The sequence below is a fragment of the Streptomyces sp. NPDC059828 genome, assembly GCF_042731955.1.
In the GTDB taxonomy this organism is placed as follows: domain Bacteria; phylum Actinomycetota; class Actinomycetes; order Streptomycetales; family Streptomycetaceae; genus Streptomyces.
On sequence record NZ_JBHWIW010000008.1, the window covers coordinates 121,085 to 138,877 of the forward strand.

The window sequence follows — 17,793 nt, forward strand, 5'->3', positions numbered from 1 at the left end:
CGCCTCCCAGGAACTGAGCAGATGGGTCACCAGCAGGGCCCGTTCATTCACACCTGCACCCAAGGATTGCTCGACGGCCATCACGTGCGCGTTCGCGCCTACTCCAGAGGGGACGACGCGTGCGGCACATGGGCGAGCGCGGTGATCAGCCGCACCGGCATATAGGTGGGCCAGTGATTCCGGCCCACCTGGTAGGACACGTACCCGAGCTCACGGCTCGCCTGTATCTCGGCTTCGGCCTCTGTCTGGTACACGACACGGCAGCCGCCCGCGGCACCCTTGGCTCGCTGCCACAGTGCTGGCGCGGGCTTCCGCTCCTCCTCGGTGCGCGGGGTGAAGATCCTGTCCCCGAAGTCCGCCCAGTTGAAAGGACGCGAACCCTTCCAGTCCTTGTCGATCACTCGCTTCAGCTCCGCGGCCCGTTCCGCGTCGCTCGCGCCCCAGGAGGACGGCACGTTGGTGATCAGGCCGATGCGTATGCTGCGGGCGCGTAGCGCGCGCAGATAAGCGGCCGCTTCCGGCATGTACGTGATGCTCTTGTCCTCTGCCGTGTGCACCAGAGTCTCACCGAGGTCGAAGTACACGAGTACGCACCGGCCGTCCCGACCGGAGCCGGAGACGGTGCCGGTGTGTGCGTCGATGACCGTGCGGGGTAAGCGCTCGGCGGAGGCCGCCCCGGTCATCACCACCACACAGCCGAGGGCCGACAGTATCCGGCCGGTGACCCTGCGAGCGGAAGTCTTCTTCATGGGGCTGCCCTCCGTGGGAGCTTCAGATCACATGCACGTCATGTTCACTTCATACCCGGCCTACGCGGAAAACTCGTCGCTCTGACGATCCCTCCTGACCGGGGCGCGCACTCGACCTGCGACCCCCCATTGACGCCGGGAGGGGTTTGTTGGGGCAGGGATTGTCCGACTTGGCGTCCACATCGAGCTTGCCACCTGGAGCGTGGAGGCCGACATCGACCTCTACGTCCCCGTGCTCGACGTGGCAACACCGGCGATCAGGGGCGGGGTGAAGATCGGCTCCTCGCTGGGCCGGCGGCTCATCACCTCGCAGGCCCTCGCCCTCGGCGCCAACGGCGGGCTGCCGCTGGCTCGCCCCTTGTGGATATGGGCGATGAGGTCGTCCCCGAGAAGCTTGCGGCCGGTGCTGTACCCATGTGATGGGAAACGAGGCGGGCCGCGGGCGCCGTTGGTTCGTTCGCCGACCGGACCTGGCTGCGGGCCCCGGGTTCTGAGACCTCGACGTTTCGGGGCCCGGTACCGGCCGTAGGGGTGATCGAGCTCTTCATCTGGCCCAGTGGCTGCGGCCCGGGTCGCATCGACTGGTCTCGGGCAGCGCACAGTGAGAGGCGTGGATGTCGAGCGGGTCGCCGAGGAGCTCTACAGGCTGCGCCCGTCCGAGTTCGTGGCGGCGCGGGACGCGTACGTCGCCGAGGCACGCAAGGCGAAGGACACCGCGACCGCGAAAGCGATCGCTGACATGCGTCGGCCGACGCTCGCAGCATGGGCAGCGAACCTACTGGCTCGCGAACAGCATGAGGAAGCCACGCGATTCCTGGCGCTGGGGGAGACGTTCCGAGAGGCTCATCGGACACTCGATGCGACACAGCTGCGGGCGGCGAGCGGGCAGCGGCACCAACTCGTCACGACGCTCGCGCGCTCGGCCGCCGCGCTGGCCCGCCGCGCCGGTCAGCCGGTGAGCGACACGGTGCTGCACGAGGTCGAGCAGATCCTCCAGGCCGCTCTCGCCCGCCCGGATGTCGCCGAGCAGTGGGCGAAGGGACGGCTTGTGACGGTGCCTGACGTCGCTGTCGACTTCGACATCATCACCCCGGCGACCCTGTCGCCCCGGCCAGCACCTGCCGCACCCGCCCCATCTCGAAAGAAGCGCGGGCGCGACGAAGAGAAGCGTCGAGGCGAGCTTGAGCGTGCTCGCACAAGGGCTCAGGAAGCAGCCAACGAAGCCCGCAGGCGCGAACAGGGCCTTGACGAAGCACAAGAAGCACAGCGCGGATCGGACGAGAACGCCCGGCGGGCGGCAGAGCGGGTGCGTCGCCTGGAGCACGAGCTGCGGGAAGCCCGGCGTGCCCAGGCCGAGACGGCGGCGGTCGCGGAGGAAGCCGGTACGGCGGTGAGCGACGCCAAGCGCACCTTGCGGGACGCGCGCCACGCCGCAGATGAAACCTCCCGCACCCTGGCACACCTGGAGCAAGAGGAATAGCCCGACCGTTCCCTTGAACGCCCAGACTCACAAGCCACGCCGCCCCGTCGCACTTCCGCCCACGGCGGAGCTGAAGACGTGACGAGGGTCGGCGGCTTGCGGCCGGGCGCACAGCTGCTCCTATCGCGGGGCGCACCGCACCACCCGCACGGCCGGCCTCCTGCCCTCAGGAGAGCGGCCGGGGGCAGGAGGCGGGTGGTCGGGGCAGGTGGGTGCGTCAGCCGAAGCAGTTGGGGACGGGGTCGCCGCCCTGGCAGTTGGTGGGGACGTTGTCGATGATGCGGACCTTGCCGTGGGTGGTGACGGTGCCGTCGCTGTGGACGCCGCCTGCGGGTTCGTCGGAGATGTTGCGGGTCACCTTGCTGTTGGTGAGGCTCAGGTCGTCTTCGTTGAGAATGCCGCCGCCGGTCGCGCCGTTGCCGGGCGCCTGGTTGTCGTTGACGTGGCTGCCACGAACGGCCAGTGAGCCGGAGCTGTCGATGCCGCCGCCTCCGTCGACGCCGGTGTTCCTGTTGACGTTGCTGTCCTCGATCACCCCCGCGCCGAGGAGGAAGACGCCGCCGCCCTGTGCAGTGGCGGTGTTCTCGTTGATGGTGCTGCGCCGGACGTACAGGGCCTGGCCGAAGGGGATGATGCCGCCGCCGAATGCGGAGGTGTTGTGCAGGACGGCGCTCCGGTCGATGCTGAGGATCCCGCCGAGGGTGAGGATGCCGCCGCCGAAGCCGTTGGTGGCGGTGTTGTGTGCGATCAGGGTTTTGCTGAGTGTGGTGACCCCACTGCTGTTGAGGGCACCACCCAATGGGGCGGTGTTGCGGGTGAGCTTGGAATCATGGAGTCCCAGCTTGCCTTCGCTGTTGTCGATGGCGCCGCCGACTTCGCTGAAGTTCTTGCTGAGGGTGCTGGAGTGGAGATCGGCGATGCCCTCGTTGGAGATCGCGCCGCCGTCTTCAGCGCTGTTGTCGGTGAAGGTGACGTGTTTGCTGTCGAGGCGTCCGGCTGGAGTGACGCTGATGGCGCCACCGTCTTCTTCGTCGACCTTGCCTTGGGTGAGGGTGAGGTCGCGGAGCTTCAGGTCACCGCCGGGGCCGACCTCGAAGATGCGGAACTGGTCGGCGTTTGCGGCGCGGGCGATGGTGGCGCCGTTCCCGTGGATGGTGATCGGCTGGGTGATCTCCGGTAGACCGTTGTCGTCCTGTGTCGCCGTCAGCGTGTACGTGCAGTCCTTCGCGAGCACGAGAGCCCCGCCGCGGTTCTCGTTCAGGTCGACGAGGGCTGCGACCAGGTCGTTGGGGTCGCACTCCACGTACCGCTTGTCGCCGCCGTGGGCTCCGTCATGCTTCTTGTGGCCGTGGTGCTCGCCGTCGTGGCCGTACCGGTCGCCGGACCGCTTGTCCGCGTCGTGCTTCTTGCCCTCGTCACCCTTTCCGGCAGTGGACTTCTCCTTGCCCTCGTCGCCCTTGCTGCCGCCCGAGGCCCCTTCGGTCTTCTTGACGTCGACCCGTGCGGTGGAGGAGGCCGTCAGTCCGACCGCTTCGGCGCCGGTGATGCTCGCGACGGTCGTGGTGCCCGTCATGGTCACCAGCCCGGCCGCGGCGAGAACGGCTGCTGTCCGATGACGGCTCAGCGCCGCCGACTTCGCAGGACGCGGAACATCCGCGTCCATGCCCAGTGATCTAGACATCCGACGTGGCTCTCCTTCTGTGTGACGGCGGGTCATGGCCCATGCCAGGCAGGGGCCATGGCTCCCACATAAAAACAAATGAAAAACCGCAAATCAGACAATTATCCTATGTGGGGTGTGTCGTCGCAGATGAAGACGGGAGCCGGACAGCCTTCGAACCATGGATGACGGCCCCCATGAACTCGATGACGATGCGCCACACTGCAGTCGGACAGCAGGCGGTCCACGGCTCTTGTCAACGACCATTTGTGGACACCAAGGCCCGACCGGGACAGCCATTCGGAGCATGGGCACCACGCAAGTCATCGCGGGAAGGCCCGAAGCGGAACCGGAGGAAGGTACAGGTCGCATCAGTCAGCAGCCCTCAAGGGACCTTGTGCCATCAACGCGGGATCTGCACGGCTCGAGGCGGGGGCAGGCACTGGCGAACGATCCGCGTCAGGCATGGCGCCTGGGGCCACGAGGTCCACGCACCCGCCGAGCGCCGAATGGCGGCCGGCGGCTGGCGGTGGTCAGGCGGTGCCCCTCGGCACGGTCGGCCGCACCAAGGGACGGTCCGTCAGGATCTTCGGGTACAGCCCATGAAGGGGCACGCGGTGGGCCGGCATCGGCGAAGGGCTAAGTCGACGGGGGCGTACGCAGGGCGAGGATGGCCATGTCGTCGTGGCCGTCGCTCGGGTGGTGGTCGACAAGAGTCTGGCAAAGGTCGTTCAGGGACAGGTCGCTGTGGCTGGCCGCGGTTTGGGCGAGGGCGTCGAGGCTGTTGTCGATCGGGTGCCGGGGGTGCTCGATCAGTCCGTCGGTGAAGAAGACCACGGTGAAGCCGGCGGGAAGCGGGTGGGTGTGGTCAGGGCGGGGCTGGTCGGCGTCCACTCCCAGGGGGATCCCAGGATCGGCGAACAGATACTTCGGCAGCTGGCCGGGGGCGATGAGCAGGGGCGGGAGGTGGCCTGCGGTGCTCCAGTGCAAGGTCCAGGCAGACCCTGCGGGTTCGATGCGGGCCAGGCAGGCGGTGGTGACGGGGTTGTTGGTGATGGCCTGCAGAGTGTGATCCAGCTGTGTGAGGACTGCGCTGGGCGGGGTGCGGCGATCGTAGAGCAGGGCGCGCAGCATGTTGCGGGTCTGAGCCATGGCCGCCGCAGCTTTCAGGTCGTGGCCTCCCACGTCCCCGATGACGGCAGCACACGCCCCGTCCGGGAGCAGAAAGGCGTCGTACCAGTCACCGCCGACCCGGGCTGGGGCGGTCGCCGGGCGGTAGACGGCGGCGCCCTCGTACGGTCGCAGGTCGGACAGTGTCGGCAGCAGCAAACGCTGGAACTGCTCACTGCGTGCCCGGACATGCCCGAACAGACGCGCATTCTCGATGGCCACTCCGGCGGCCGCGGCCAGTGCAACGACGACGTCCTCGTCGTACTCGTCGAAGGGTTCCCCGTCGCGCCGGTCGGCAAGGTACAGGTCCCCATAGACCTTGCCCCGGACACTGATCGCCACCCCGAGCAGGCTGCGCATCGGCGGGTGACCGGGCGGGAACCCTGCGGATTGCGCATGCGAGGAAATCTCCTCGACCCGGAGCGGTTCGGGGCGGTGAATCAGGGCTCCGAGCAGACCCCTGCCGCGAGGAAACTCGACACCGCCCAGGTCAGCCCGCTCCTGCTCGGTCAGCCCCACCGGGATGAAGTGCGCCAGGCCCTCGCCCTGCTCGTCGAGGACGCCCATCGCGCCATAGCGAGCCTGGACCAGGTCCATGGCAGCCCTGACGATCCGGTCCAGCACCACTGGCAGCTCCAATTCCCGGCTGACCGCCATGACCGCATCCAGCAGCGCCTGCAACCGATCCCTGGTCCGGGCCAGCCCCCGGAGCTGCGCGGAGATCTGGTCGAGCTGGTCGTCCAGGAACTGATGCAGGTCAACGATGTTCGCAGGTTGCGGTTGATCACGTTCCATTGGGCTCTCCCGACGCCGCCGCGTAAGCCGTCGTACCTGGCGGACGTGTATGACTCACCTTCACCCACCGGCATGGAACACCTCACATGTCGCACCGCCCGGGCCGAGCCTGTGCCGGCCCGCCGACCTATGGTTCAGTGCCGGTCGTCCGTCTCCTGTCTATCGCCTTGAGCCGACCACCATCCCCCGACGCTCCGGGATCAGAGTCGGGTACTTGTGCCGCGCCAGGACGTCGCGGGAGCCCGGCACACAAGACTGTGTCGCGCCATTGATGAGGGCCCAACCGAGGCCGAGTCCCACGCCCGCGGTGACGCGTACCTCGGTGTCGGTGTCGGTGTCGGTGTCGGCGAGCGCGGTGGCGTACACCCCGGTGTCGCCCAGCCGCAGGGCGCGCAGCACGTCGAGCACGGCGGCCCGGACGGCCGCCGGGTCGGCGACGCCGAGCGCCTCCCGCAGACCGGCCCCGAACCCGGCCCGGACCTGGGGGCGGTGTTCCCGAAGCCGCTCGGCCGGCGAGGGCCTGGCTCCAGTCGGCACGGTCTCGCCGAGGGCCGCTACGGCGGCCGTCCGGACCGCCGGGTCGCGGTCGGCGAGGTAGAGGCTGAGCGCCTCCAAGTCGGAGGAGTCCTCGGCGAGGGACAGGAGACTGAGGAGGGCGGGGCTGGGCGCGGATCCCTCCGGAGCCCCGGCCGGGTCGGGAGCCGGCGCCGGCGCGGGTGTGGTCGGGCGGGCGGCCGGGGGTGGCATCCCGCGGGCCGGCCGTGGCGACCGGCACCGGTGTGGCGCCCAGCTGGCGGATGCCCACAATGCGGTCGATGACCTTGGCATCGCACACCGCCGGGAGCCGACGGCTGGAGCGAGGGCTTCTTCCTGGCCAACGGGCAGCAGGACCGCCCACACGATGCTGATCCCGGTGCGCATCAGGCGGAGGTGGCGGAAGAGGACTTCCTCGTCCGGTGCGGCGTCCCGGCAGTTCGGACCGAGGTGTGTCGCAGTGAGCTCATCACTGCCCGGGTGGTGGGGCGGTGCGTTCCGCCTCAGCAGTCGACGAATCGCGGGGCCTGCTGGGGGTGGTTCTTCAGCCAGCAGTGCTTTGGAGGTGTTGGTTGTCCAGCAGGACGCGGGTGACCGCTGCCGCCACCCCGGCGGCCAGGAGGCCGCGGTTGGACCGCCAGGACAGTACGGACCAACGTGACTGGGCGGACAGTACGGAACCGATACTGAGCCAGGAGCCGGCAGAGATGACGGAAAGGGCAGAGCCGATCGAGCCGATCGACAGAGTGCTGCCGACCGATCCGAGTGACAGCACGGATCCGGCTGATCCGACCGAGAGTACTGACCCGACCGATCCGATGGACAACACGGAATCCCGGGACCAGAGGGACAACGACGACTCTGCGGCACGCGTGAGCATGGGTCGATGGTAAGGCGCTGAGTCGGCCGTACGCGTTTCGAACCGCTCGCCTTGCCTGCCGTTTTCCGGCGTCGGCAGACGTCGGTTCGGTGCTGTCGGTGCTGGGGCCGGGCCATCCGCCCTCGGCCTGCCGGTAGCCGTCTCCGGCTGCCGTCTGCCCGGTCCCCTGGAGCCGGGCACTCGTGGTTCAGATGAGCGGCCGGGTGCTGATGAAGTGGGCCGGTGTAGAGGTGCACGGGCATCCGCGGATGACGTCCTTGGTGTGTTCGTCGGCGTGTACCGGCTTCGGGCGTCGGCGGTGCTGCCTGGCTCGCCACGACGACGGGCTCGAGCCGCGTGAACCGCCCTGGCCGGCGGGAACGTGCGGGGCCGGGGCCGCCGTCGCGTGGTCACCCGGCGTCACCGATCTGGCTGCGCGACCAGGCCGAGTGGGACCGCGCGGCCGCCAGGGATCCTCGGGCCGTGAGCGCACCGGGTACCGCTGCCACACGGCTTGCAGGCCATTGACCGGCCGCGTTCCACCGCCTGCCGCGAGCAGTTCCCTGCCAGCCCATGCCGTGCCGCCGATGACGAGGGTTCGCCTGGTCCACACCCGGCACCAGTGGTCCAGGCGACGGTGCGGCCGCGAGAGGTTCTCAGAACGGCGCGGGAGACGGTGCGAACGCACCCGAGACATCGCCTGCGAGCAGGAGACCATCAGGGTTCAGTGTCATGACGGGGGCGCCGGGGGACAGGTCGAAGCGGTCGAGTTCCGCCCACAGCAGGTTGGGACTGGTGGCCAGTTCGAGGAAGTACCGCCTGCCGGTGAGGTCGCAGACGGTGCGGTACTCGGTGTTGTACGTCGCGAACCGCCCCGACCCGTAGGGGGCGCCGAAGGGGACGGAGGCGTTGCGGGTGACGGCCAGGATGGCGGCGACCGCCTGCTGTTCGTCGGCTGGTCGGGGCAGCAGCGAGGTGAAGTAGGCGGCGCGCTGGAAGCGGTCGATCGCGTTGACGTTTCCCGGCAGGGGGATTTCGCTGTCGGGCCCGTCGTGGCCGAGCCTCCTCAGGGTGCTCACCTGCTTCTCCAGCAGACGCAGTTGCTCGTCGTAGGCGGGCTCGTTCGTCATGATCGTGTAGTCGCGGCTGTGATGCACCTGCCGTTCACCCGCGAGGTACTCGATGATCGCCGAGTCTCCGGATCTGTCCTCCAACGCCACATGGACCGTGGCCGTGAAGCCCCGCATCTCGATCGGCACCAGCTGGAAGCTGTCGGCCAGGGCCAGGGCTTCGCCGACGCTGGCGGCACTGTCCAGCAGGTACTGGATCCACAGGGCGATCTGGAGACCGGGCCGGTCCGGGTCGCGGGGGCCGGGGTCGCTGTCGTCCAGATAGAGCATGTGCGCCGCCAGGCCGGCTTCGTTGATGCCGTCGGCCGTTCCCGCGCCGTAGACGGTCGTCACGAGGCTGCCGTATCTGCTCGTCCACAGCAGGGGGTTGTCGGCGACCACGATGGCGTCGGCCAGTTTGCCGCCGTCGTGCTTCAGCCCCTGGGGAAAGACGGTCAGGACCGGCTCGGTCGACTCCGGCCAGTCCATCGTGCGGCCGGCGAGGACGGCGTGGTCGTTCGTGTTCCACAGAATCCGCGTGCACATGACTCGTCCCTCTCTTGTGTGCACCCCGCCCCGGGCCCGGCACCCAAGGGCGTCCCGCCTCTGGGTCTCGCCCCCGGGGGCCGTGCCGCCGGCGTCTACGCCTCAAGGACTGCCACGAGCCGGCGGGCTTGCCACCCCTGCTGGGCGGAAAGTACCTGATCAGCCCTGCTTGAGCAGTGGCCGGGCACCGGGCGCCGAATGTGACGCTCGGAGGGGGCTTGTTGGTGTACGGAGTGACGGCTGGCCTGGTGTGTCGAGAGGTGGGTGAGTGAGCCGGGCGGGGAAGCCAGAGCGTGTGAGCTGGGGTTCTTCCTGTTTCCGCTGCCCCAGGGTTTGAGGACTTGTGGGACCTGATCGAACCGCTGACACCGGCCGATCCGGTTCCCGGTCGTGCGCTGGGCCGCTGACCGCCGAACCCCGGAGGCCATCGCGGGCCTGCCGGACGGACTCGGCTCGTTCCAGACTGTTCACAAACGGCTGATCAGATGGGCCGTGGAACGGCACCACCCGCAACACACTGGTCGACACGGTCCATGGTGCAAGAGGTGGGCCTGTCGCAGTCGTCGGTGCGTCGGATCTGGCGAGACCACGTCGATGACCTGCCGTGTCCCGCAAGCTGTGCAGCATCTAGGCCGGTGGCACGGCTTCCTCGTTCGGCCCCCGCCCTCACCCGGGCAGACGCCCCCGTTCCTCCGGTATTTCCCGCACCGGTGCCATTGCACACCCAGCCCTCGACCATCGAGCGGGGAATACGCCGGAATCCTTTCCTCGCTCCGAGTCAAACCATGCCTGGCCAGCAGGAATCAATCGATCATGTGCGGTTGGGATGAGACCCTCGAAGAACCTGACGCCTCATCAAATTCCGCTCTTGAAAAGAATCTTGACAATGGCAATGGGCGGCGCGAATGATGAGCGCGCTCCGCCGTGGTGACCACCACCTGGCACCGGGCACGCCGCTACGGCAGTACGGCCGGGGGACGACCGTGCTGCCGCGGAGATGTCGTTGGCATCGTGATACGCACCGCGAAGACGACCGCAGCGGAGCGATCTGGGGGGCGAAGCATGGCGGGAACGACGATGACGTCGGCGGAGCGGACATGCGCCGGTGCCGCCCAGGCCTGTGCACTCGGCATGCTGACGATCGGCACCGGTACAGCTGGGGTGGCGACCGCGCCCACCCGGGCCGGCGGCAGGTGCACCTGGCCCGGCGAGACCGTGGCGGGGCCGTTCCCCGTGCGGACGGTCCAAGCGCCCTTCCACCGAGCCACGGTCGGGCAGCAGCAGCAGCCGACCGCCGCACCGGTCGGTCCGTGCAAGCTGCTCCACGGTGGGGACTAGGCCGCGGCGATGCGATTCGAGCTACTGGGGCCGCTGAGCATCACTGACGGCACGGAAACCGTCGTACTCCAGCCCTCCAAACCGACGAATCTGCTCGCCGCTCTGCTGTTGCACGCCAACGGCGTGGTGTCCGCCGAGTACCTGCAACGAGCCATCTGGGGTGAGGAACAACCAGCTGCGGCGAAAGCCGCCCTGCAGACCTGCGTCCTGCGCCTGCGGCGGCTCTTCGTCAAGCACGGGGTGGTGGACACCCCGATCGAGGCGGTCCCCGGCGGCTACCGGATCAGCGCGGGACCGCGGAGCCTCGACGTGATCGGGTTCCGGGACGGGGTACGCCATGCAGCCCGTCTCGCCCATACCCCGGAGATGGAGTTACGCGCGCTCAAGGACGCGCTGGCGCTGTGGCAGGGCTCGCTGCTGGCCAACGTCCGCTCTGAAGTGCTGCACCGGGACGAGGCTCCACGGCTGATCGAGGAGCGGCTGCGCACCGTGCAGCGCGTCTGCGACCTCGAACTGTCACTCGGTCGCTGCGGGGAGGCGCTGGTGGCGTTGTGGAGCGAGACACGTGCCCACCCCGGCAACGAGCGGTTCCACGAGCAGTTGATAGAGGCGCTGTACCGCAGCGGGCGGCAGAGCGAGGCGCTGACCGAATACCGGCGGGTCAAGCGACATCTGCTCGAGGAACTGGGTGTCGACCCCTCGCCGGGGCTACGACGGCTCGAGTTGGCCATCCTCCGCGGCGACGACCTGGGGCCGTCGGCCGACGGCGTGCGGGCAGTTGCCGCGATCGGCACCGCGGCCGTCCGCCGATCTCCGGTCGAGGACGGTGGCGACCCGCCGCCTCCGGTGGTTCCGGTGCCCCCCGTGCCGTCCTTCACCGGCCGAGCGGCCGAGGCCGCCGCCATGGTGGCCCAGCTGACCGAAGCCCGCGACGAGGCTGTGACCATCCTGCTCTCGGGCGCCCCGGGCATAGGGAAGTCCGCACTCGCCCACCACGTCGCCCATCAGGTACGGGACACGTTCTCCGGCGGGCGGTTGCACGTGCCGATGGTGCACCCCGGCGGGGAGCCGCGCGACGCCGCCGAGGCCGCCGCCGCGGTGGCGACGGCCTTGCGGGGCCGGGAAGGCGGCGCTCCCGTTCTTCTGGTCCTGGACGACGTCGTCGACGCCGGCCAGGTCAGGCCGCTGCTGCCGGCAGCACCCGGCGGGGCTGTGATCATCACCAGCCGCATGGGACTCGCCGGCCTGGTGGCCACCCACGGCGGTCGTGTCCACCGGCTGTCCACCCTCGATCAGGAGGACGCGCACCGACTGCTCGTCGCCGCCCTCGGAGCCGAACGGGTCAAGCCGGAAGAGGCCGCGGCACGCCGACTCGCCGCCCTGTGCGGGTACTTCCCGCTCGCCCTGCGCATCATCGCGGCCCGGCTGCTGACCCGCCCCGCGCTCGGTCTCGCGGACGCCGCGGGCTGGCTTGCCGACGACCCGCTGGCACGGCTCTCCCTGGCGGACGACCCCCGACTGTCCGTCACCCGAGTGCTCGACGCCGCCCTCGACCGGCTCACCCCACGACTGGCCGACGCCTTCGTGAGGGCCGGCTCCCTGCCGTCGGCCGCCTTCCCGGCCCAGGACGGCGTCACCGCTCTCGGCACCGGCGCCGCCGAGGCCGAGGAACTCCTGGAACGGCTGGTCGACGCAGGGTTCCTGGAAGAAGGCCCACCCGGCCCCTACCGAGTGCATGAACTGCTCCGCGCGTACGCCCGCAGAGCCGCCGCAGAAGGCGGCCCACGCCCCGAGACCACAGAGAGAGCGTGACCCCCCATGGCCGACACCACGTTCGACGCACTCGCAGCGACCCGGCCCCGCATACGCCGGGACGTGCTGTTCACCGAGACCCCCGGCGGCGTGCTGTTCCACAACGCGGACGGCGGCTTCCACCTCACGGGCCGCACCGCCTACCGCTTCGCCTCCCTCCTCGTCCCGCACCTCGCCGGACGCCACACGCTGGGCGACATCTGCGAGGGCTTCGGTCCGCCCCAGCGCGCCATGGCGGCGGAGCTGGTGAAGACCCTGTACGAGCGGGACTTCGCCCGCGACGTCCCTGAGAAGGACACCGCCGACTCCGACCCCGACCTCAACGCCATGACCGGCCCGGCCCGCCGGTTCTCCGCACAGATCGCGTACATCGACCACTACACCGATGGGGCGCCCGGGCGCTTCGCCCGTTTCCGGAACACGCGCGTCGCGGTCCTCGGCGGCGACGACGTCGCCCGCTGGTGCGCGCTCAGCCTGGTCCGCAACGGCTGTGCCCACATCGCCGTCACCGCCGAGTTCCCCGACGTGGCCCGCGAGGCCGGCGAACTCGACGCGGACGACAGCCCGGTGCGCATCGACCGACTGGCCGTGGCGTCCGGGTGGGCGGAGCTCGCCACCTTCGACGTCGTCATCGTCACCGGGCCCGAAGCGGTGACCACCACCCGGCGGCTGCTCACCGAAGTCGTGCCCGACGGGGTCACCCTCATCCCCTCCTGGGGCTTCGGCGGACACACCGTCACCGGCCCGCTCGCCACCGCCACCTCCACCGGCTGCTGGACCTGCGCGGTCCTGCGGCTCGGCGGCAACACCGACGAGGGCGCCGCCGCCGACCTCTGGGCCACCGCCACCGGCGGCGTCACGCCCCGGGCAAGCCGGGCACTGCCCACCGGGCCCGTCGCCTCGATGACGGGCAACCTCCTCGGCTACGAGATCTTCCGGCTCACCACCGGCGCCCTGCCGCCCGAAACCAGACAGCAGGTCCTCGTGCAGGACCTGGAGTCGCTGGACGTCGTCGCCGAGCCCGTCCTGCCCCATCCCCGTTGCCGCCGCTGCGCCGCGCTCACCACGACCGGGGGCTCCCCGCTCCCCGGCGAACTCGCCCTCCCGGTCACCGCGACCGTGGAGACCGCACGCGACGCCGAGACCCTCGTCGAGGACCTCAACCGGATCAGCGGCGCGCTGGTCCGCCCGTACACGGGAGTCTTCCGCCGCTACGACGACGAGCAGATCACCCAGACCCCCCTCAAGATCAGCCGGGTCGAGGTCGCCCTCGGAGCCGGCGTACGGCGCACGATCGCCGCCTTCGACGTGCACCATCTGGCGGGCGCGCGGATGAGGGCGCTGCACGCGGCGGCCGAGACATACGTCGAGCATGTGGGGCCGGCCGACGCCGGTGCGCGGGGCACGGACGTCGCCACCGCGCTCGGCCCCGACCGGCTGACGACCGGCGGCGGCACGGGCGGGACGGTCACGGCATGGACCACCGCGACCTCACTCCTCACCAAGGAGCCGATACGGGTCCCCACGGCCGCGGTACGTCCTTTCGGAGAGCACAACAGGGCCCGGTTGATCCTCGCCACGCGCGCGGGAGGCGGGGCCGGCCCTACACCTCAGTCGGCGGCCGGCCGGGGCCTGCTGTCGGCGCTGAGCCACGACGCCCTGCTGCGGGCGGTGCGGGGAGCGACGCAGGTGCGGCTGCTGGCTGCCGACGAGGCTGACGACGCCCCGGAGTTGGTCTTCCTGCTGAAGTCGGCCCGCACCCTGGGCGTCGACGTCGAACTGCTCGATCTGGGTGAGGCCGCACGCACCTCGGCGCACACCGTCCTGGCCAGGGTGGCCGACGGCCGTTGGGCGGTCGGTGCGGAACTGTCCAGCCGGGCAGCGGCCTGCTCGGCCCTCCGCGATCTCCTCGGCCAGGTCCAACTGGCGGTGGAGGATCCCGGTACCGCGGTGGACCTGGGCGATCCGCTGCTGGGCGACCTGGCACCGGAGGCGATCACGGTCACAGGTGGGCCGATGGCCCCGGACGCGGCCACGACGGACTTCCCGACGATCCTGGACCGCCTCCGGGCCGCCGGCCGGGACGCCCTCCATGTCCCGACGACGCCCGCCGACCTTCCGGCGGGCGGCATCAGCACGGCCTACATCCTCCTCACGACCGAACCCGAGGACGGCGTCCATGCCCGTGACTGACGCGACGCGCCGCCTGGCGGAGGGCCTGTACGACGCCCTCGCCCGGTACGGCGTCAGCGTGGAACTGGACGTCGCCCCCCTCGGTGTCCGAGACGCATTCAAGGCGGACGGCGACCGCCGGTTCGGAGCCGTGCCCGTACGGCACTACGGCCGTCAGGTCATCGTCGGGCCGTTCACCGGGACGGCTCACGACGGGCGGCGCCCGTGCGGCCTGTGCCTGGACCGCCGCTGGCAGGCGGTACGCTCAGTCCCCCTGCGGGAGGCGCTGGAACTGGGCGCCGGTACCCGGGCGGCGGGGGAGACCCCGTACCTGACCCCGTTCGCCGCCGACGCCCTTGCGGCGCTGATCGCCGCCCGCGCGTCCGACGGCACAGCGCCCGTCACCGGCACTTACCCGGCCGTCCACCTCGTGGACCTGGAGACGCTCCGCTCCCGCGCCTACCCCTTGGTCCCCGACCCCGAGTGCCCCGCCTGCGCGGAGCCGGAACCCGACACTCCCGAAGCCGCAGTGCTGCGCCTGCGCCGCGCCCCCAAGCACCGTCCCGGCAGTTTCCGCGTCCGGGACACCAGTGCCTACGACCTCCCACCCGAGGCCTACACCAATCCCGTCTGCGGGTCCCTGGGTCCGTCCGTCGTGCAGGACGTGTCCTCCCTGTCCACCTCCGCCACCATCGGCTGCTTCTCCATGCGCTCGGGCGCCTACCTCCGGGAGACTTTCTGGGGCGGCCACGCAGACACCTTCGCGCAGAGCATGCGCATCGGGGTCCTGGAAGGACTGGAGCGCTACGCGGGCATGCGCGCCCGCACCAGGCGGGCAGGGGTGCTCGACTCCCTGGACGGCCTGCGCGCCCGGGGCAAGCCGGCACTGGACCCCCGTCGGTGCGGCCTCTACTCCGAAGCGTTTCACCGCGCCAACCCCGGCATCGCGCCGTTCCGTCCCGACCGCGAGATCCCCTGGGTCTGGGGCTACTCGCTGGCCGACCGGCAACCGGTCATGGTCCCCGAGGTGCTGACGTACTACCACGCACCGGGGCTGGAGAACCGCTTCGTCCAGGAGTCCTCCAACGGCTGCGCCTCCGGTGGCTGCCTCGAAGAGGCCGTGTACTGCGGACTCATGGAGGTCGTGGAGCGCGATGCCTTCCTGCTCACCTGGTACGGGCAGGCCGCACTTCCCGAGATCGATCCCCGCACCAGCGCCCGCCCGGCCACCCGCGCCATGGTGGACCGGCTGGAGATGTACGGCTACGAGGCCCGCTTCTTCGACACCCGGATCACGTTTCCGATCCCGGTCGTGACCGGCGTCGCGGTACGTCCCGACGGCGACCTCGGCCGCATGTGCTTCGGCGGCGGCGCCGGGCTCGACCCGGAAGCCGCGCTCGCCGGCGCCCTGTGCGAGATCGCCACCGACGCGGTGAACCTCCAACGCCGCACGGAGCGAGACTGGGAGCGACTGCGGGCCATGGCCGACGACTTCGACAAGGTCCAGGCACTGCACGACCACCCGCTCGCGTACGGGGTCCCGGAGATGGGCGACCACGCACACTTCCTGATCGGGGAGCCCGGCGCGCCCAGGCCGCCCCGGCGGACCTTCACGGAGCTGTACGGCGCGGGCGCGCGGTGTCCGGCGCCCGAGGTGTCGGACGATCTGCGGGAAGACCTGGAGTGGTGCGTCCAGGCGGTGACCGGCGCCGGGTTCGACGTGATCGTGGTCGACCAGACCATGCCGGAACAGCGGGACCTGGGCCTGACCACGGTCAGCGTGATCGTGCCCGGACTCCTGCCGATCGACTTCGGCTGGACGCGCCAGCGCGCGTTGGGCATGCCTCGCCTTCGCACCGCCCTGCGCGAGGCCGGCCTGCGTGATCGCGACCTCGTACCCGCCGACTTCAACCCCGCGCCGCACCCCTTTCCGTGAGCGCCCCCGACCGACCGAGCCACCGAGGAGTTCGTCATGGGATACGCCCATGAATACGCAGCTGCGATCATGCGGCGCGGGCGGGTCGCGATGGAACCCGCCGAGTTCGTGCCTGACTGGGCCGACAGCCCCCGCAAGAGCAAGTACTACCCGGGCGTGGACACCATGCCGCTCCCCGGCAGCGGCTATCCGGCAGACGCGTCGCTCGACCGGGGCCTGGGGCTGGGCCCGGACGCCGGCCCGCCCGCAGAGATGTTCGACCTGGGAACGCTGTCCGGGATGCTGTACGACTCGTACGGGCTGACCGGTCGCCGCCTCGGCGTCCAGGCCAACACGGACCTCGCCACCCTGCCGAGCTTCCCGCTCGCCAACTGGTCCCGGGGTACGGCGTCAGGCGGCGGCCTCTACCCCGTGAGCGTCTACTGGGTCTCCGGCCCCAGCGGCCCCGTACCGCCCGGCGTCCACTACTACGCGACCCGCCACCACGCCATGCAGCGACTGCTGACCGGTGACGTGTCGGGCGAGTTGCGCGCGGCCCTGGGTGACACCGCCCAGGGCGCCGAGGCGACCGACCAGTACCTGGTGCTCGGGGTCAAGTACTGGCAGAACGCCTTCAAGTACAACAGCTTCGCCTTCCACGCCGTCAGCATGGACGTCGGCACCGTTGTGCAGACCTGGCGCATGTGGGCCCGGGCCAGGGGCCTGGAGGTCGAGCCGCTGATGTGGTTCGACGAGGAGCGACTGGCCCGCCTGCTCGGCATACGGACCGAGGAGGAGGGCGTGTTCGCCGTCGTCCCCCTGCGCTGGCGCGGCGCCCGCACCACGTCGGCCCCTGTCCCGGCGGCCGTACGCCACCGGGACGCCGAGCGGTCTCGAACCGTGCTCACCTTCGACGCCGTCACGCGGATGCAGACGGCCACCGCCGAGCACGCCGCGCGGCGCCCCGCCCCCGGAGCGCTCGCCTGTGCCGCCCCGGCTCCCGGCCCGAGCGGCACCGGAGTCCCGCTGCCCGCACCCCGGCCGCTGGACACCGACGTCCGTACCGCGCTGCGCCGCCGCCGTAGCAGCTTCGGCCGCTTCGAGGTGGGGCGGCCCGTCGGCCAGGACCAGCTGGCGGCCTGCCTGAAGGCCGCCATGGCGGGGGCCCGGCTCGGCGGTGACACCGGCACGGGCGACACCCGGCTGGTCAACCTGTACACCTTCGTCAACCATGTCGACGGCCTCGCCCCGGGCGCGTACGCCTACGATCCCGACTCCCACTGCCTCAGGCTCGTCGTGGAGGGCCGCCCCGGTGTTTTCCTCCAGCGGAACTACTTCCTGGCGAACTACAACCTGGAACAGGCCGGGGCGGTGCTGGTGCCGACCATCCGCACCACCGCCGTGCTCGATGCCGTCGGCGACCGCGGCTACCGTCTCGTCAACGCCGCTGTCGGTGCCGTGTCGCAGGCCGTCTACACGGCGTCGTCCGCCATGGAGCTCGGCTGCGGAGCAGCCCTGGGCTTCGACAACATCTCGTACATCGAGGAGCTGGGCCTCCAGGGGACCGGAGAGGCGCCACTTCTGATCATGATGATCGGTCATGAGCGGCCCAACCCGGCCGACTTCCGGTACGAGATCGCCTGAGGGGGCCGCC

Annotated in this window: 12 protein-coding genes and 1 pseudogene; 7 read left to right on the forward strand and 6 right to left on the reverse strand. The window is 70.5% G+C overall.

The features are described from left to right. Nucleotides 1-98: 98 nt before the first annotated feature. Nucleotides 99-749, reverse strand: coding sequence for a hypothetical protein (locus ACFV6V_RS07580; protein ID WP_385560509.1), 651 nt, complete (start codon nt 747-749; stop codon nt 99-101). A 610-nt stretch (nt 750-1,359) separates the two neighbouring features. Here ACFV6V_RS07580 and ACFV6V_RS07585 point away from each other — a divergent pair. Further along, nucleotides 1,360-2,229 carry a hypothetical protein gene (locus ACFV6V_RS07585; RefSeq protein ID WP_385560512.1) on the forward strand — a complete coding sequence of 290 codons (870 nt, stop codon included), beginning with the start codon at nt 1,360-1,362 and terminating at the stop codon, nt 2,227-2,229. Nucleotides 2,230-2,446: 217 nt separating this feature from the next. Here ACFV6V_RS07585 and ACFV6V_RS07590 read toward each other — a convergent pair whose 3' ends face one another. From ACFV6V_RS07590 to ACFV6V_RS07610, 5 genes are all read right to left on the reverse strand, one after another. After that, nucleotides 2,447-3,910, reverse strand: a complete 1,464-nt coding sequence (locus ACFV6V_RS07590) for a hypothetical protein (protein WP_385560514.1) — start codon at nt 3,908-3,910, stop codon at nt 2,447-2,449. Between the two features lie 618 nt (nt 3,911-4,528). Then, complete coding sequence (locus ACFV6V_RS07595; protein WP_385560517.1) at nt 4,529-5,854, reverse strand: PP2C family protein-serine/threonine phosphatase; 1,326 nt, start codon at nt 5,852-5,854, stop codon at nt 4,529-4,531. A gap of 159 nt (nt 5,855-6,013) precedes the next feature. Then, entirely contained in the window at nt 6,014-6,469 is a 456-nt protein-coding gene (locus ACFV6V_RS07600) for a hypothetical protein (protein WP_385560520.1), read from the reverse strand. Nucleotides 6,470-6,932: 463 nt separating this feature from the next. Beyond that, on the reverse strand, nt 6,933-7,268 hold the full coding sequence (locus tag ACFV6V_RS07605) for a hypothetical protein (protein WP_385560523.1): 336 nt from the start codon (nt 7,266-7,268) through the stop codon (nt 6,933-6,935). Between the two features lie 635 nt (nt 7,269-7,903). Beyond that, entirely contained in the window at nt 7,904-8,902 is a 999-nt protein-coding gene (locus ACFV6V_RS07610) for a linear amide C-N hydrolase (RefSeq protein WP_385560526.1), read from the reverse strand. Nucleotides 8,903-9,243: 341 nt separating this feature from the next. On the opposite strand from ACFV6V_RS07610, the pseudogene ACFV6V_RS07615 reads away from it, so the two are divergent. From ACFV6V_RS07615 to ACFV6V_RS07640, 6 genes and pseudogenes are all read left to right on the forward strand, one after another. Continuing rightward, nucleotides 9,244-9,400, forward strand: a pseudogene (locus ACFV6V_RS07615) (IS5/IS1182 family transposase); the annotation flags it as partial. A 564-nt stretch (nt 9,401-9,964) separates the two neighbouring features. Further along, nucleotides 9,965-10,240 carry a hypothetical protein gene (locus tag ACFV6V_RS07620; protein WP_385560529.1) on the forward strand — a complete coding sequence of 92 codons (276 nt, stop codon included), beginning with the start codon at nt 9,965-9,967 and terminating at the stop codon, nt 10,238-10,240. 9 nt (nt 10,241-10,249) lie between these two features. After that, nucleotides 10,250-12,052: a BTAD domain-containing putative transcriptional regulator gene (locus ACFV6V_RS07625; protein WP_385560532.1), complete on the forward strand. Its 1,803-nt coding sequence runs from the start codon at nt 10,250-10,252 to the stop codon at nt 12,050-12,052. Nucleotides 12,053-12,058: 6 nt separating this feature from the next. After that, on the forward strand, nt 12,059-14,245 hold the full coding sequence (locus ACFV6V_RS07630; RefSeq protein WP_385560535.1) for a TOMM precursor leader peptide-binding protein: 2,187 nt from the start codon (nt 12,059-12,061) through the stop codon (nt 14,243-14,245). Further along, nucleotides 14,232-16,160, forward strand: a complete 1,929-nt coding sequence (locus ACFV6V_RS07635) for a TOMM precursor leader peptide-binding protein (RefSeq protein WP_385560538.1) — start codon at nt 14,232-14,234, stop codon at nt 16,158-16,160. Before ACFV6V_RS07630 ends, ACFV6V_RS07635 begins: the two co-directional genes overlap by 14 nt. 36 nt (nt 16,161-16,196) lie before the next feature. Beyond that, nucleotides 16,197-17,783: a SagB family peptide dehydrogenase gene (locus ACFV6V_RS07640; RefSeq protein ID WP_385560541.1), complete on the forward strand. Its 1,587-nt coding sequence runs from the start codon at nt 16,197-16,199 to the stop codon at nt 17,781-17,783. Nucleotides 17,784-17,793 lie beyond the last annotated feature (10 nt).

Coding starts and splice junctions, on each gene's coding strand:
- ACFV6V_RS07595 (WP_385560517.1), bottom strand. CDS start 5,854: ATGGAACGTGATCAACCGCAACCTGCGAACATCGTTGACCTGCATCAG.
- ACFV6V_RS07605 (WP_385560523.1), bottom strand. CDS start 7,268: ATGCTCACGCGTGCCGCAGAGTCGTCGTTGTCCCTCTGGTCCCGGGAT.
- ACFV6V_RS07635 (WP_385560538.1), top strand. CDS start 14,232: ATGCCCGTGACTGACGCGACGCGCCGCCTGGCGGAGGGCCTGTACGAC.
- ACFV6V_RS07610 (WP_385560526.1), bottom strand. CDS start 8,902: ATGTGCACGCGGATTCTGTGGAACACGAACGACCACGCCGTCCTCGCC.
- ACFV6V_RS07640 (WP_385560541.1), top strand. CDS start 16,197: ATGGGATACGCCCATGAATACGCAGCTGCGATCATGCGGCGCGGGCGG.
- ACFV6V_RS07580 (WP_385560509.1), bottom strand. CDS start 749: ATGAAGAAGACTTCCGCTCGCAGGGTCACCGGCCGGATACTGTCGGCC.
- ACFV6V_RS07625 (WP_385560532.1), top strand. CDS start 10,250: ATGCGATTCGAGCTACTGGGGCCGCTGAGCATCACTGACGGCACGGAA.
- ACFV6V_RS07630 (WP_385560535.1), top strand. CDS start 12,059: ATGGCCGACACCACGTTCGACGCACTCGCAGCGACCCGGCCCCGCATA.
- ACFV6V_RS07590 (WP_385560514.1), bottom strand. CDS start 3,910: ATGTCTAGATCACTGGGCATGGACGCGGATGTTCCGCGTCCTGCGAAG.
- ACFV6V_RS07620 (WP_385560529.1), top strand. CDS start 9,965: ATGGCGGGAACGACGATGACGTCGGCGGAGCGGACATGCGCCGGTGCC.